Raw genomic sequence first — 15,093 nt, 5'->3', positions numbered from 1 at the left:
TTTCGCCACCTCAATAATACTGTATACGTTTCTGGAATTTAACTAAATTGGCTAATAGCATATAAATATTGTTGGCTATATGCATAAAAAACATTGTGCTATGTATAAGTTTTATTATATAATAAATATAGTAAAATTTTATCGGGAGGAAGAAAATGAAGAATAAAATTGATAAACTAAGGGAACATTTACATCAAGTGGTTCAATCTAACGACAATGCAGGGGTATTAAAGGTAAGTCAAGAACTTGATAAATTGATAATAGAATATTATAAAGAACAAAATTTTAAAGAAGAAGATAGAGAATAGCCATTTATATTGATAGATATTATATTGATTTTTTTAGTGAAAAAGGTATAATTAAACTAAAGGTCAAAGAAGGTCAGGGCAAATTGTTTAATTCTAATTATAAGAGGGAGAAGATTTTATGGAATATAAAGACTATTATAAAATACTTGGTGTTGAAAAAACTGCAAGCCAAGATGAAATAAAAAAATCATTTAGAAGCTTAGCTAAGAAATATCATCCAGACTTAAATCCAAATGATGACAAAGCTCAGGAAAAGTTTAAGGAAATAAATGAAGCCTATGAAGTACTAGGAGATGAAGAAAAGAAAAAGATGTATGACCAATTTGGATCAGGATATAATTTCTCCAATGGTCAAAATTTCGACCCATCTCAATATGGTTTTGGTGGTCCTGGTGGATATAGCTATACCTATAGTACAGCGGATGGAGACTTTAGTGATTTCTTCAATATGTTCTTTGGTGGAATGGGGGGAAATCAAAGAAGCAGTGGTCAAAAAGGATTTGATTTAGGTAATTTATTTGGAGGTGGCAGAAAAGCCAGTAGAAAACAAAGTCCTTCCTATGAATCAGAACTAAATATAACTATTGAAGAAGGATATAATGGAGTCCAAAAGGATATTAATCTTAATATAGGTGGAGAAAATAAAAGCATAACAGTAAAGGTACCAAAAGGAATATTGCCTGGGAAAAAATTGAAAGTTAAAGGCGAAAAGTGGGGAATAAAAGGAGATATTCTTTTTAAAATCAATTTTGAGGAAGAGGAAAAAAATAGATTAGATGGATTAGATATAGTATCTAAACTAGACTTACTACCTTGGGAAGCAGTTTTAGGAGAAAAGGTAGTAGTAAATACTTTAGATGGAAAGATTAAAATCGATATTCCAAAACTAATATCATCAGGAAAGAAAATTAGAATACCTGGAAAAGGATATAAAGATATGAAAGATAATAAGGGGGATTTATATATAGAAGTAAATATAGTAAATCCAAAGAGTTTGACGGAAGAAGAAATTGAATTATATCAGAAGCTAAAGGAAATATCGAAACATAATTAGAAGGGGCTGTTTCATAACTGATAAATCAGTTATGAAACGCCTCTTTTTCTATATCAAAGTTGACAACTAAGTTATATCAGTCCCTATAAATATTAAATATACTCTCTCTAAATTAATTTAGGGTACAGGAAATAAAGCTTAGATTTTTCTAAACCTCATTTTACTTATGGCGTTTTTTCTATTTCTAAATCACTTCTTTATATCGGATAAAACCTAATTTGTCTGCCTTTATTTTACTACTTAGTTTTCTTATATTTATTGCGACACTTAGTAACTTTATTTCTGAAATAACTTTTTCCATACCTCTATGTTTAAATCTTAAATATTGCATTCCTGATTTTATATATGAAAATACTCCTTCTGACTGAATTGAACGATTAAGTCTTTCTGTAATTCCTTCTTCTGTCATTATATTTTTTTCTGATTCTTTTCTTAATTCTTCAAATCCTTCAGAAACATATATGCGTTTCAATCCAGTTTTGTTTTTCATATTGATGCAATCACTAGAATATATACAATTTAGACAGTCATTGCATAGATAAACCTTAGACTCACTTTTAAATCCATATTTATTTTTTCTATATATTCTCTTTTCGAATTTAAGCTTTTTATTATTATGACAAATATAGTAATCTTCTACTTTATAGTAAATCATATTCTCTTTTCTTGATATGTCATTTCTATATTTTCTTGTCTTTTTTACTTCATAATTTAAGGGTTTTATGAAAGGTTTTATTTTCTTTTTTCTTAGATAAAGATAATTTTCCTCACTTTCATAGCCTGAGTCTGCTACAACTCTATTTATTTTTGTATCATATTTTTTTAGAAGTTTATCCATAAAAGGAACTAAGGTTCTCACATCTGTAGGATTACTAAATCCCTCTATATCTACAATATACCCGCCATTCGTTGCACATTGAATATTGTAAGCAGGTTTTAACTGACCATTTTTCATATGGTCATCTTTTAATCTCATGAAAGTTGCATCTTTATCTGTTTTTGAATAGCTGTTTCTTTCATCAAGTATATTCAAATGTTTTTCATATATATTTAGCTTATCAAGCCACTCTTCCAACATTTCATATTTCTTTTGTTCTTCTAATTTTCGCTTCCCTTTACCATAAGCAAATACTATATTTCTTGATTTGCAAATATTTCTTATGTTATTGAATTCAAGTAGAACAAGCTTTTTACAATCCTCACTAGATAAATTTTCATTAATTCTGAAATATTCTAGTATTTTCTGTATTAGTTTCTCTTGATATTTAAGTATAGATTTTTTCCATACAAATGTGTATCTATTGGCATTTGCTTCTATTTTCGTTCCGTCTATGTATACACTTTTAAATCCATTTCTCCTTGTTCTACTAGTAAGTTTACTAGTTGATGTAATATTTCATCCATGAAAGGATATATCTTATTCCTAAATCTATTGATGGTTACATGATCAGGGGATTTTCCATTATCTAAAAGCCATCTGAATCGAATATCATATTTACAGGCATCTTCAATATCTCTAGCTGAATATTTTCTATTTATGTATGCAAAAACTAGAATTTTCAACATGGTTTTTGATTCTACAGCTGGTTTTCTACCTTTATTAGAGTAGGCACTATCTAAAAACTTTAAATTCATCTCCTCAATAATATTGTGCACCAGGAAAACCTCATCATCCATATCAAAATTATTAGTCAAATCAAAACTAAAAGTTAGTTGCATTTTTTTGATTTTTGCTCTATGATTAACTTTAGTATGTATATTCATCGCAGATAAAGCATACTAGAAAAGAGTTCAAAGAGCAACCGCTCTCTGAACTCTTTTTTTATTAAGGACTATTTATTTTGAAACAGCCCTTTTTTCATGGGGAAAATTAATTGACACAATTAATTCTAAATAGTATAATCTACTTAAACGTTTTACTAAAACGTTTAAGTAGATTGTGGAGGTGAAGATTTGGATGTAACTATGAAGGATATTGCGAGGCTAGCTGGCGTATCTATTGCAACTGTTTCCAAGATTGTCAATGGAAAAGATAGCGATATAAGTAGGCCAACAATAGAAAAAGTAAAGAGGATTATTGAAGAAGAAAATTATTCACCTAATAGTATTGCACGTAGTATGATTACCAAGAAGACAAGAACTATTGGTCTTATCATTCCAGATGTACGGAATCCGTTTTTTACAGATTTAACAAGAGGAGCGGAGGATGTAGCTAATGATAGAGGATATAGTATATTTTTCTGTAATACTGATGAAGATTTAAATAAAGAGATCAAATATATTAACAATCTCATAGAGAAGCAAGTTGATGGTATCGCTTTAGCAGGATCAGCCTTTAGAAATAAAGAGCTTGAAGAAAAATTGAATATAAAGATTCCCATTGTATCCTTGGACAGAAATGTTTACTTTAAGGGAATTAAGGGGAAAGTTGAAATTGATAGTTTTTCTGGAGCATATGATGCTGTAACATATTTAATAAAGTTAGGTCATGAAAAGATTATGTATTTATCAGGTCCGCTCAATATCAGACTTTCTATGGATAGACTTGAGGGATATAAAAAAGCACTTCTTGATAATAATTTAAAATATGATGAAACATTGATTATAGAAGGTAGTTATAATAGTGAGTTCGGATACGAGACTATAAAAAACATGGTAATAGATAAGGATATAACGGCTATATTTTGTGGAAATGATCTTATTGCCATAGGAGCAATGAATGGGTTAAAAGAGAAGGGAATAAATATACCAGAAGATATTAGTGTAGTTGGGTTTGATGATATTTATATTTCATCTCTAGTAACGCCTTCTCTTACCACAGTGAATCAACCGAGTTATAAAATTGGGTATTTGGCTGTAGAGACATTGATAAATATTCTTGAGAATAAAGAAGAACTAGATAATGAAGTAGAGATAAAGTTGGAACTAGTAGTTAGAGAATCAACTAGTAAGAGGAGACAAATATGAATAAGGTGCTTGTTATTGGAAGTTTAAATACAGACATGGTAGTTTCTGTGGAGAGAATCCCTATGATAGGTGAAACTACATTAGCCTCTTATGTGGAGAAGCATAATGGAGGAAAAGGTGCTAATCAAGCTGTAGCTTGTTCTAGATTTGGAGCAAAAACCTATATGATTGGGGCCATAGGAAATGATGAAGATGGAAAGGCGCTTCAACAAAGTTTAAAGAATGATGATATTGATATTACTGGAATTAAAATAGATCAAAATCAAAAAACAGGAATGGCGTGGATAACTGTTGATAAAAATGCAGACAACTCTATAGTAGTTATACCCGGAGCTAATGGAAGCATTACAAAAGAAGATATTGAGGCAAATGAAGGATTATTTAACGAAGTTGGTATTATTTTACTACAATTAGAAATTCCAATAGAAACAGTAGAATATGCCATAAACAAAGGAAAAGAAAAAGGATGCACTATAATACTGAATCCTGCACCAGCTATAGAATTAAGTCCTAGCATATTAAGTAAAATTGATATTATAACTCCAAATAAAAGTGAATTAGATACCCTCACTAAGGATATTGTTGCAGAGGATTCATATAAAAAGGCATTAGAACTAATCAAGTTTGGTGTTGGTAATGTAATTTGTACTTTGGGTGAAAACGGTGCATTACTTGTTAATAAAAATGGGAAAATTGAATTTCCGGGACTTACTGTAGATGCTATTGATACAACAGGTGCTGGGGATTGCTTTAATGGTGTATTGGCAGCAGAAATTGCCAATGGTAACAGTGTTGAGGAAGCTATAGAATATGCTATAAAAGCTTCAGCAATAAGTGTTACTAGAAAAGGTGCTCAATCATCTATGCCCAAAAGGCAAGATGTGTTAGGTAATTATAAATTTTTAGGAGGAATTTAAATGAAAAAAATAGCTGTTGTTATGTCTATATTATTAGTTTTATCTTTTGTCTTGACAGGATGTTCGAGTCCTAAAAATGTTCCAGATAAAGATGCGTCTGGGGAAAAACTTAAAGTAGTACTTTTAATTCCCGGTACATTAGGTGATAAGTCTTTCTTTGATTCTGCAAATGCGGGATTAGAACTTGTTAGGAAAGAACTTGGAGCAGAAACAAAGGTAATTGAAATGGGAACAGACTCTACTAAATGGGAGCCAACTTTTATAGATGTTTCTGAAGGTGATTGGGATATTATTATTTCTGGAAATGATACTACAGAATTAATGAATACATTAGCAGTAGAATATCCAGAGAAAAGATATATAAACTTTGATACATTTATTGAAGAAACAGTGGATAATGTATATTCAATGTTTTACAGTACAAATGAAGTATCCTACTTAGCTGGTGCATTGGCTGGTTTAGTAACAAAATCAGATATTGAGATTGCAAATAAAGAAAATGTAATTGGGTTCCTTGGTGGAATGGATATACCAGGAATCAATGATTTCTTGGTTGGATATATTGAGGGAGCAAAAAGTGTAAATCCTGATATTAAGGTAATAGTTTCATATGCAGGGGACTTTGGAGATCCTGCTAAAGGAAAAGAATTAGGATTGGTTCAATATAATTCTGGTGCAGATATTAGCTTCAATGTTGCAGGTGGAACTGGTTTAGGTTTAATAGATGCTGCAACAGAAAAAAATGGTTATGCAATAGGAGTTGACTCTGACCAAGCGATGTTATTTAAAGATTCAGATCCTGAAAAGGCAGCACATATTGCTTCTTCAGCAGTAAAGAGAATAGATCAAGCAATATTTGATGCTGTTAAGAAACATATTGAAGGCACTCTTGAATATGGTACACATAATTCAATGGGAGTAGCTGAAGGTGCAGTTGGTCTTGCTAAGAATGAGTATTATGATAAATTACCACAAGACATTAAGGATAAAATCATAGAGATAGAGCAAGAAATAGCTAATGGAGAAATAAAGGTGGGAACTGCTTTTGGAGTATCTACAGATAAGATAAACGAGTTAAGAGAATCTGTTAGGCCTTAATAGATTAAAATATTTTAACACCAACGGCAAAATGTGAAAAGATAGTAGTTGGGTTTTGCTAATTAGCAAAACCCAATTAGTATTTAAATCTAAAATATCTTTAAAAGAAAGGTAGTAATATTATGAGTGACTACATTTTAGAGTTAAAAAATGTTATGAAATTATATAATAATGGAGTTGTCGCCAATAAAGATATCAACTTCCAATTAAAAGAGGGTGAAATACATGCTATCGTTGGGGAGAATGGTGCAGGAAAATCAACTTTAATGAAAATTCTTTTTGGCATGGAACAACCGACCTCGGGTGAAATTTTATTCAGAGGAAATAAAGTGGAAATAAATAGTTCCAATAAAGCAATTGAAATGGGAATTGGAATGGTACATCAGCATTTCATGCTAGTACCTTCTTTTACTATTGCACAAAATATGATTCTCGGAATGGAACCTGTAAAAGGGTTATCTATAGATTATAACAAGGCAATATCTATGATTAATGAACTTGGACAAATTTATAATTTGCAGGTTAACCCTAATATGAAAGTTAAAGATCTCTCAGTAGGCATGAAACAGAAAGTAGAGATATTAAAGGCATTATTAAGGGGTGCTAAAATACTTATTCTTGATGAACCTACTGCAGTTTTAACACCACAAGAAACAGAGGAACTCTTTATACAATTGAAAAAATTGAAGGACAATGGACATACTATAATATTTATATCTCATAAGCTTAGAGAAGTAAAAAATATTTCTGATAGAGTTACCATTATCAGAAAGGGAATGACAAAAGGAACGTATAATATTTCAGATGTAAGTGAAAAAGAGATATCGAATCTAATGATTGGCAGAGATATTGTTTTGAAGTATGATAAAAAGAAAAACAAGGCAGGAAAATCTATATTAAAAATTAACAATCTAAATTGTAAAAATAAAGAAGATAAAGCACTATTAAAGGATATTAGTTTTACTGTAAATGAAGGTAAAATTTTAGGCATCGCAGGTGTAGAGGGTAATGGTCAAGCAGAGCTTATTAAAATCATAACTGGACATAAAAGAAATTATGAGGGAGAAGTATTATTTAAAGATAAAAATGTAAAAGATATGACAATTAAACAACTAAGAAAATACGGGATGTCATATATTCCAGAAGATAGAATGACTCAAGGAGTTGCAGGAGAAGCTTATATTAAAGAGAATATTATAGGTAATAAATATGATACAAGAGAGTTAAATGATGGATTTTTGCTTAATGTTAAAAAGATAGAAAAATTAGCAGATAATTTAGTTTTAGATTATGACATAGTATGCAAAAATATAGAGCAAAAAGTATATAGTCTATCAGGTGGAAATATTCAAAAGGTAGTTGTAGCTCGTGAATGTTCGGTTAAACATGATGTTCTCATTGCAGAACAACCAACACGAGGGGTAGATGTAGGTGCTGCTGACTTCATACATCGGGAAATAATTAGATTGAGGGATCAAGGTACAGCTATTCTGTTAGTTAGTGCTGATTTAAATGAAGCAATGGAACTAAGTGACTCATTGCTGGTTGTATATGAAGGTGAGATTGTTGCATATTTCGATGATCTTTCACAAACTACTGAAGACGAACTAGGATTATATATGCTTGGTATAAAAAAACAAAATATTGAAGAGATAGGGAGGGCTGTAAATGAATTTTGAGAAAAAGTTTGATATTATACGAACCTTCGTAGCCGTAGCTATTTCTTTATTAATAGGTTTTATAATTATGTTATTAGTAAGTAAAGAACCATTATCCACTATATATTATTTTGTTGTTGGGCCTATTGCCAAAACAAGATATATAGGGAATGTAGTAGAATTGGCTATTCCTCTAATTTTTTCTGGATTGGCTACGTCTGTTTTATTTCAAGCTGGTTTATTTAATTTAGGATCAGAAGGAGTATTTTATTTTAGTGGACTCCTGGCATCAATAGTTGGTATTACATTCTCATTACCAAGTGTGATACACCCTCTTATTGCAATAGCGGCAGGAAGCTTATTTGGAATGATAGTAATGCTATTAATAGGATTTTTTAAAGCAAAATGGGATGCTAGTGAGCTAGTCATATCTCTAATGTTTAATAGCATTTTCTATGGTATAGGATTATATATATTGAATTTTTACTACAGAGATCCGAATTATTCAGGAGTAGCATCCTTTAAGATGAAAGATTCATCCCTTCTTAAAGTTATAGTACCTGGTACAAGAATACACATAGGATTGATAATTGCATTGCTGACCGTATGTTTTGCGTATATATTCTTGTATAGAACAAAATGGGGATATGAAATTAGAATGACAGGTTTAAATAATGCTTTTGCTAAATACACAGGTATGAGAACAACTAAGGTTATTATAATTGCAAGCATTATTGCAGGTGCTATTGCTGGTATGGGAGGGGCTGTAGAAGTAATTGGTATGTATGATCGATTTAAATGGGCTGCTCTTCCAGGACTGGGGTTTGATGGAGCACTAGTGGCGATGCTGGCAAAAAATAAGCCTGGAAATGTGATTTTCTCTGCATTGTTTATTGCATATATAAGAATTGGTGCTGATCTAATGGCTAGAATGACAAATGTTCCATCAGAAATGGTTTTCATAATGCAAGCAGTTATAATTCTACTAATTTCAGGAGGAAAATTCCTTGAAAATTATAGACAAAGAATGCTCCTAAAGGAGGTAAATAAAGATGCATAAATTACTGGAAACGATTTTCACTACTGAATTCGCTTTTTCAGCTATAAGAGTTACAACACCTATATTATTTGCCGCATTGGGTGCTTTGATTTCAGATAGGGCAGGTGCGGTAAATATAGGGATTGAAGGTATAATGCTAATGTCTGCATTAGCAGGGGTAGTAGCTAGTGCATATACTAAAAGTGCATTTTTAGGATTGCTGGGAGCAATTCTAGTAGGTTTGATTACCGCTAGCATATTAGCATATTTTACACTTAAATTAAAAACTGATGTTATCTTAGGTGGTATTGCTACAAATTTCTTTGCAGATGGTGTGACTATATTTTTATTATATTATTTAACAGGAGATAAAGGAACTTCTTCTTCATTAGCTAGTAAGGTTTTACCTAACTTAAATATACCTATAATTAATAAAATTCCTGTTTTAGGAGAAATTATTTCTGGACATAATATATTAACTTATGTAGGAATTTTATCTACAATAGGTGTATGGTTTTTATTGAATAAAACATCTTTGGGCTTGCGAATTAAGTCCGTTGGCGAAAATGAAAATGCAGCAAAATCTGTAGGGATAAATGTTATAAAAATAAGATATTTGGCAATTGCCTTAAGTGGTGTATTTGCAGGTCTTGGTGGTGCATTTTTATCAATGGGATATGTATCTTGGTTTTCAAGGGGTATGTCAGCAGGGCGTGGATGGATTGCACTTGCAGCAGAAGCTATGGGCAAAGGGACTGTCTTAGGTACAACCTTATCATCTTTATTATTTGGAGTAGCAGATGCTTTATCAAACACTTTGCAACTATTGAATATACCTTCTGAACTTATTAAAATCATGCCATATTTAACTACTGTAGTAGGTCTGTTAATATATGCAATAGCTGATACAAAAAAGAGAAAGATGAAGGAGTAAGATATGAGAAATATAATTATAGATTGCGATCCTGGACATGATGATGCAATAGCCATACTTATGGCATTGGCAAATAAAGATAAATTAAATATTTTAGGAATAACAACCGTTGGTGGAAATCAACTATTAGATAAGGTAACTAATAATACATTGAAGATATTATCTTTTTTAAACGAAGATATTCCAGTTGCAGTAGGTGAAGCTTATCCACTTACTAGAGAAATACACACTGGTGCAGATGCTCATGGGATTTCAGGAATGGATGGTCCAGTTCTTCCAGAGCCTAAATATTCAATCGTTGATACCCACGCTGTTCGATTCATGTATGAAAAAATAAAAGACTCTAAGGAGAAAGTGACTTTAGTGCCTATCGGACCTTTAACCAATATAGCTTTGTTATTAAGAAGTTTTCCCGAGATAAAAGAGAAGATTGATTTAATATGTCTAATGGGTGGAGGTATTTATACTGGAAATAGAACTTCTTCTGCAGAATTTAATATCTATGTAGATCCTGAAGCGGCAAAAATTGTATTCAATTCAGGAATAGATATTGTGATGGCAGGTCTAGATGTAACTAACAAGGCTATGATAATGGAAGACGAAAGAAAAGAGCTTAAGGCTAAAGGTAAGGTATCAAATTTTGTTGCAGAATTATTGGACTTTTATTCCATAGCAAGTAAAAAGTTTGGTTTTGAAGGCAGCCCTTTACACGATCCTTGTGCAATAGGTTATTTGTTAAGACCTGATTTGTTTGAGGGTAAAAAATATCATGTAGATATTGAGACTCAAGGAGATATTACGAGGGGAATGACCTTAGCTGATATAAGACCTGTTCCAGCTAAGGAGCCTAATGTTCTTGTCTTATTAGATATAAATAGAAAAGAATTTGTAGAATATATGTGTGATTGCTTGACTAAACTTGATGGTATGTATAGTAAATAATATTTATAAAAATGTATAAAGGTGGTGTTGTGATGAAAGCATGGGAGTATGCTAAAAATATAGTAGACAATGCTAAAGGGCATATTGTCATAGAAGATGATGAGGATTGGACACAAAGTGCATCACAAAAACATGAAATGAATAAAATTAGAACCATGTGGCATAGTAAGGCACCAGGTTCTGGTGCCCCCGCTTGTTTGATTGCAGGTGCAATTCAATCCGTTGAAAATATGGGAAGAGATGTTTCTAAGGCGGAAGAATACTTTAAGGAAGGAATCAGAGCTTATTCAAACAATGATGATGCTGCTCTAATGAAATATACTTCAAAAATATTCCAAGCATTAAGCAAAGCACCTAAAGACAAGGATTCAGACTATTGGAATTATGAAGAATATAAGACTTGGGAACAATTTAAAAATGCAAGTAATTTTATAAATAAGATAGATATAGATGAGGGAAGACTGGAAAATCAGATATATTGGGGCTGGATGGGTCAAATTTGTGCAGGGTCTTTTGGTACTGCATTAGAAGGTTATTCAAGAGAAACTATAAAAAGGGACTTTGGAAAGGTAGAAAGTTATTTAAAGAAGCCAAGTGCTTATAACGATGATATTACATTTGAGATAGCATTCCTATTGGCAATGAATGAATATGGAAAGAAAATTAAATCTGAGTATATAGCAGATTACTGGATTTCCTTGATTCCATATGCTTGGTCTGCCGAAGATATTGCTCTTAAAAATTTGTTCTTAGGAATATTGCCTCCATATTCAGGCAGGCAAAATAATCCCTATAAAGAATGGATTGGTGCTCAGATGAGAGGTGCAATCTGTGGTATGGTAGCACCAGGAAACCCTCTGGAAGCAGCTAGATTAGCTTGGATAGATGGACAGATATCACATTATAATAATGGAATTATAGGAGAAGTATTTAATGCAGTGATGACATCACTAGCTTTTGTAGAAAAAGATATTAGAAAAATAATTGTTGATACTATAGAAATATTGCCATCTAAAAGCCAATATTATAGTGTTGTGAAATTTGCTTTAGAGACTTGTAAAAAGGTAAATACAGCAGAAGAGGCTTTTATCATATGTGAAGAACAATTTAAAAAATATAATCTTGTTCATGCATATCCAAATGCAGCTATTGAAGTAATAGCTTTATGGTTTGGAAATGGTGACTATGATAAAACAATTTATTTAGTGGGGCTTGGAGGTCTGGATGTAGACTGTAACGCAGGGCAAGTAGGAAATGTTGTTGGGATATTAAATGCAGAAAATGGATTAAATAAAAAGTGGGTTCAACCAATGGGCACCATCTTTAAAACATATTTAAGGAATTATGATACAATATCCATATCTGAATTAGTAGAATTAACATTGAAAAGTATAGACAGTATGAAATAATCATAGAAATTAAAATATAAAAGTAAAATCCTCTTTAATTTGGGTATAATAAAATTGATTTTATAAATTACTCAGGAAGAGGATTTTTTTAACTCAAATAGACGGGAGAGGAGAAAAATATGGATTTAAACAAATTTACTCAAAAATCTTTAGAGGCAGTGCAAAACTCACAGAATATAGCCATAAAAAATGGAAATCCGCAACTTGAAGAAATCCATATTCATTATGGATTAATAACTCAAGATGATGGACTGATTCCTAAGGTATTATCTTATATGGGAGAAAATCCAGAATTAATTAGAATGGATGTAGAAAGGGAAGTAGATAAACTACCAAAACAATCTGGTGGTGGAGGGTCACTATATCCCAGTAGAACATATACAAAGATTTTATTAAATGCAGAAGAAGAGGCTAAGAAGTTTGGAGATGAATATGTAGGAGTTGAACATATTTATATATGTCTTTTAAAGGAAAAGGGAATAGCTTCTGAAAGAATATTTAAGAAATATAATATAAATTTACAAAGGTTTTTAGAAGCTTTGAAGAAGATCAGAGGAAATCAAACTATTACTTCTGATAATCCAGAGTCCACCTATGATGCATTGACTAGATTTGGAAGAGATTTAGTAGAGGAAGCGAGAAAGGGTAAAATTGACCCAGTAATAGGTAGAGATGGAGAAATAAGAAATGTAATTAGAATACTATCTAGAAGAACTAAGAACAATCCAGTTTTAATAGGAGATCCAGGAGTAGGAAAAACAGCCATAGTAGAAGGCTTGGCTTCGAGAATAGTCAATGGCGATGTGCCAGAAGGCCTTAAAGATAAGACCATATTTGCACTAGATATGGGTGCGTTAATAGCAGGAGCAAAGTATAGAGGTGAATTCGAGGAAAGACTAAAGGCAGTATTATCTGAAATAGAAAAATCAGAAGGTCGAATAATATTGTTCATAGATGAAGTTCACAATATAGTAGGTGCAGGTAGAACGGATGGTGCCATGGACGCTTCTAATCTTTTAAAGCCAATGCTTGCAAGGGGAGAAGTTCATACAATAGGAGCTACTACTTTAGATGAATATAGACAATATATTGAAAAAGATGCGGCCCTAGAGAGAAGATTCCAAAAAGTATTAGTTCAAGAACCAACAGTAGAAGATACTATATCAATCCTTAGGGGACTTAAAGAAAAATATGAAATCCATCATGGAATAAGAATATCAGATGGGGCAGTAATAGCTGCTGCTACTCTTTCTGATAGATATATATCTGATAGATTTTTACCTGATAAGGCCATAGATTTAATGGATGAAGCTTCAGCCATGATAAGAACAGAAATAGATTCTATGCCTGTGGAAATAGATGAAATAAGAAGAAGGATACTTCAACTAGAAATAGAAAAGTCTGCTTTAAAGAAAGAAACTGATGAATCCTCTAAAATAAGATTAGAAAAATTAGAAAAGGAATTATCAGACTTAAAGGAAAGATTTGATATAATGAAGGCTCAATGGGAAGATGAGAAAAAAAGTATATCAAATGTTAAGAATATAAAAGAGGAAATAGATAGGGTAAAAAGAGAAATAGAAGAAGCAGAGAGAAAATATGATTTAGAAAAATTATCACAATTAAGATATGGTACCTTAGTAGAGTTAGAAAAGAAACTAGAAGATGCCAATAAGAAGAATGAAAAAGAAGAAAGAATGTTGAAAGAAGAAGTAACAGAAGAGGAAATAGCAGAAGTAGTGGCTAAATGGACTGGAATACCAGTATCTAAATTAGTAGAAACAGAAAGAGAAAAGTTATTATCTCTAGATAAGATACTTCACAAAAGAGTAATAGGACAAGAAGAAGCAGTTGAATCTGTAGTAGATGCAGTAATTAGAGCTAGGGCAGGCATGAAACAAATAAATAGACCTATTGGTTCCTTCATATTTTTAGGACCAACAGGAGTAGGTAAGACGGAATTATCTAAAGCTCTAACTACTACATTATTTGATGATGAAAGAAATATGATAAGAATAGATATGTCTGAGTATATGGAAAAGCATTCTGTATCAAGGCTTATAGGAGCACCTCCTGGATATGTAGGCTATGATGAAGGGGGACAATTGACAGAATCTGTAAGAAGAAAGCCTTACTCTGTAATCTTATTTGATGAAATAGAAAAGGCTCATTCAGATGTATTCAATATACTTTTACAAGTATTGGATGATGGAAGATTAACTGATAATCAAGGAAGGACTATTGACTTTAAAAACACAGTTATTATAATGACTTCCAATATAGGCTCCTCATATTTATTAGAAGGAATTAGGCCAGACGGTAGTATTGATCAGGATGCAAGACATAAGGTAATGAATGAAATGAGAAGAACTTTTAGACCAGAGTTTTTAAATCGTATAGATGAAATCGTAATGTTTAAACCACTACAAAGAGATGAGATATTTAAGATAATAGATCTTCAAATAGAAGAAATCCGAACTCGTCTAGAGGACAGACAAATATCTATAGAATTAACAGAAGAGGCAAAAGACCTTATTCTAGATAGAGCTTATTCAATCCAATATGGTGCAAGGCCAGTTAAGAGATTCCTGCAAAAATATCTTGAAACAGAAATTGGCAGAATGATTATTAGAGGAGATTTAAAGGACAAAGATAATGTAATAGTTTCTTGCGATGAGCAAAATAATTTAAAAATAAGTCTAAAAACTATTAAATAAACCATAAACTATACTAACTTGGCACAATTATAAAATATATTTTATAATTG

13 protein-coding genes are annotated in these 15,093 nt (G+C 31.7%); 11 read left to right on the top strand and 2 right to left on the bottom strand.

Annotated elements, in window-relative coordinates; translation table 11 throughout:
• Nucleotides 1–155 precede the first annotated feature (155 nt).
• Nucleotides 156–308 (top strand): aspartyl-phosphate phosphatase Spo0E family protein, encoded by a 153-nt coding sequence (locus RBU61_RS16845; protein WP_308876811.1) that lies wholly within the window; start codon nucleotides 156–158, stop codon nucleotides 306–308.
• 118 nt (nucleotides 309–426) lie between these two features.
• Nucleotides 427–1,362, top strand: a complete 936-nt coding sequence (locus RBU61_RS16840) for a DnaJ C-terminal domain-containing protein (protein WP_308876810.1) — start codon at nucleotides 427–429, stop codon at nucleotides 1,360–1,362.
• A 184-nt stretch (nucleotides 1,363–1,546) separates the two neighbouring features.
• Here RBU61_RS16840 and RBU61_RS16835 read toward each other — a convergent pair whose 3' ends face one another.
• The gene (locus tag RBU61_RS16835; protein ID WP_308876809.1) at nucleotides 1,547–2,440 is read right to left on the bottom strand and encodes a transposase; all 894 of its coding nucleotides are present in this window, start codon (nucleotides 2,438–2,440) and stop codon (nucleotides 1,547–1,549) included.
• A gap of 251 nt (nucleotides 2,441–2,691) precedes the next feature.
• The gene (locus RBU61_RS16830; RefSeq protein WP_308876808.1) at nucleotides 2,692–3,018 is read right to left on the bottom strand and encodes a transposase; all 327 of its coding nucleotides are present in this window, start codon (nucleotides 3,016–3,018) and stop codon (nucleotides 2,692–2,694) included.
• Between the two features lie 297 nt (nucleotides 3,019–3,315).
• Between RBU61_RS16830 and RBU61_RS16825 the strand changes: the two genes are divergently transcribed.
• The 9 genes from RBU61_RS16825 (at nucleotide 3,316) to clpB (ending at nucleotide 15,043) form a co-directional block, all read left to right on the top strand.
• Nucleotides 3,316–4,329, top strand: a complete 1,014-nt coding sequence (locus RBU61_RS16825) for a LacI family DNA-binding transcriptional regulator (protein WP_308876807.1) — start codon at nucleotides 3,316–3,318, stop codon at nucleotides 4,327–4,329.
• Nucleotides 4,326–5,246, top strand: a complete 921-nt coding sequence (gene rbsK, locus RBU61_RS16820; protein WP_308876805.1) for a ribokinase — start codon at nucleotides 4,326–4,328, stop codon at nucleotides 5,244–5,246. Before RBU61_RS16825 ends, rbsK begins: the two co-directional genes overlap by 4 nt.
• Nucleotides 5,247–6,344 (top strand): BMP family ABC transporter substrate-binding protein, encoded by a 1,098-nt coding sequence (locus RBU61_RS16815; protein WP_308876804.1) that lies wholly within the window; start codon nucleotides 5,247–5,249, stop codon nucleotides 6,342–6,344. It abuts the gene before it with no gap.
• Between the two features lie 122 nt (nucleotides 6,345–6,466).
• A complete protein-coding gene (locus tag RBU61_RS16810; RefSeq protein WP_308876803.1) occupies nucleotides 6,467–8,023 on the top strand; it encodes an ABC transporter ATP-binding protein in 1,557 nt (518 codons plus the stop codon).
• Nucleotides 8,013–9,062 carry an ABC transporter permease gene (locus tag RBU61_RS16805; RefSeq protein ID WP_308876802.1) on the top strand — a complete coding sequence of 350 codons (1,050 nt, stop codon included), beginning with the start codon at nucleotides 8,013–8,015 and terminating at the stop codon, nucleotides 9,060–9,062. The genes RBU61_RS16810 and RBU61_RS16805 overlap by 11 nt, the downstream gene beginning before the upstream one ends.
• Entirely contained in the window at nucleotides 9,055–9,975 is a 921-nt protein-coding gene (locus RBU61_RS16800) for an ABC transporter permease (protein WP_308876801.1), read from the top strand. Before RBU61_RS16805 ends, RBU61_RS16800 begins: the two co-directional genes overlap by 8 nt.
• Nucleotides 9,976–9,978: 3 nt before the next feature.
• Nucleotides 9,979–10,917, top strand: a complete 939-nt coding sequence (locus RBU61_RS16795; protein ID WP_308876799.1) for a nucleoside hydrolase — start codon at nucleotides 9,979–9,981, stop codon at nucleotides 10,915–10,917.
• Between the two features lie 32 nt (nucleotides 10,918–10,949).
• A complete protein-coding gene (locus tag RBU61_RS16790) occupies nucleotides 10,950–12,326 on the top strand; it encodes an ADP-ribosylglycohydrolase family protein (protein ID WP_308876798.1) in 1,377 nt (458 codons plus the stop codon).
• A 119-nt stretch (nucleotides 12,327–12,445) separates the two neighbouring features.
• Nucleotides 12,446–15,043 (top strand): ATP-dependent chaperone ClpB, encoded by a 2,598-nt coding sequence (gene clpB / locus RBU61_RS16785; RefSeq protein WP_308876797.1) that lies wholly within the window; start codon nucleotides 12,446–12,448, stop codon nucleotides 15,041–15,043.
• The last annotated feature ends 50 nt before the right edge of the window (nucleotides 15,044–15,093 follow it).

Origin of the sequence: Tissierella sp. MB52-C2, from assembly GCF_030931715.1 — a bacterium.
Lineage (GTDB): Bacteria > Bacillota > Clostridia > Tissierellales > Tissierellaceae > Tissierella.
The sequence above is the reverse complement of the archived record's forward strand: the minus strand, read 5'-3'. Positions and strand labels throughout refer to the sequence as shown.

Bases quoted from the DNA above. Each gene is read 5' to 3' on its own strand.
- RBU61_RS16840 (WP_308876810.1), top strand. From the start codon at position 427: ATGGAATATAAAGACTATTATAAAATACTTGGTGTTGAAAAAACTGCA.
- RBU61_RS16810 (WP_308876803.1), top strand. From the start codon at position 6,467: ATGAGTGACTACATTTTAGAGTTAAAAAATGTTATGAAATTATATAAT.
- RBU61_RS16845 (WP_308876811.1), top strand. From the start codon at position 156: ATGAAGAATAAAATTGATAAACTAAGGGAACATTTACATCAAGTGGTT.
- RBU61_RS16835 (WP_308876809.1), bottom strand. From the start codon at position 2,440: ATGTTGGAAGAGTGGCTTGATAAGCTAAATATATATGAAAAACATTTG.
- clpB (WP_308876797.1), top strand. From the start codon at position 12,446: ATGGATTTAAACAAATTTACTCAAAAATCTTTAGAGGCAGTGCAAAAC.
- RBU61_RS16815 (WP_308876804.1), top strand. From the start codon at position 5,247: ATGAAAAAAATAGCTGTTGTTATGTCTATATTATTAGTTTTATCTTTT.
- RBU61_RS16800 (WP_308876801.1), top strand. From the start codon at position 9,055: ATGCATAAATTACTGGAAACGATTTTCACTACTGAATTCGCTTTTTCA.
- RBU61_RS16805 (WP_308876802.1), top strand. From the start codon at position 8,013: ATGAATTTTGAGAAAAAGTTTGATATTATACGAACCTTCGTAGCCGTA.
- RBU61_RS16790 (WP_308876798.1), top strand. From the start codon at position 10,950: ATGAAAGCATGGGAGTATGCTAAAAATATAGTAGACAATGCTAAAGGG.
- rbsK (WP_308876805.1), top strand. From the start codon at position 4,326: ATGAATAAGGTGCTTGTTATTGGAAGTTTAAATACAGACATGGTAGTT.
- RBU61_RS16795 (WP_308876799.1), top strand. From the start codon at position 9,979: ATGAGAAATATAATTATAGATTGCGATCCTGGACATGATGATGCAATA.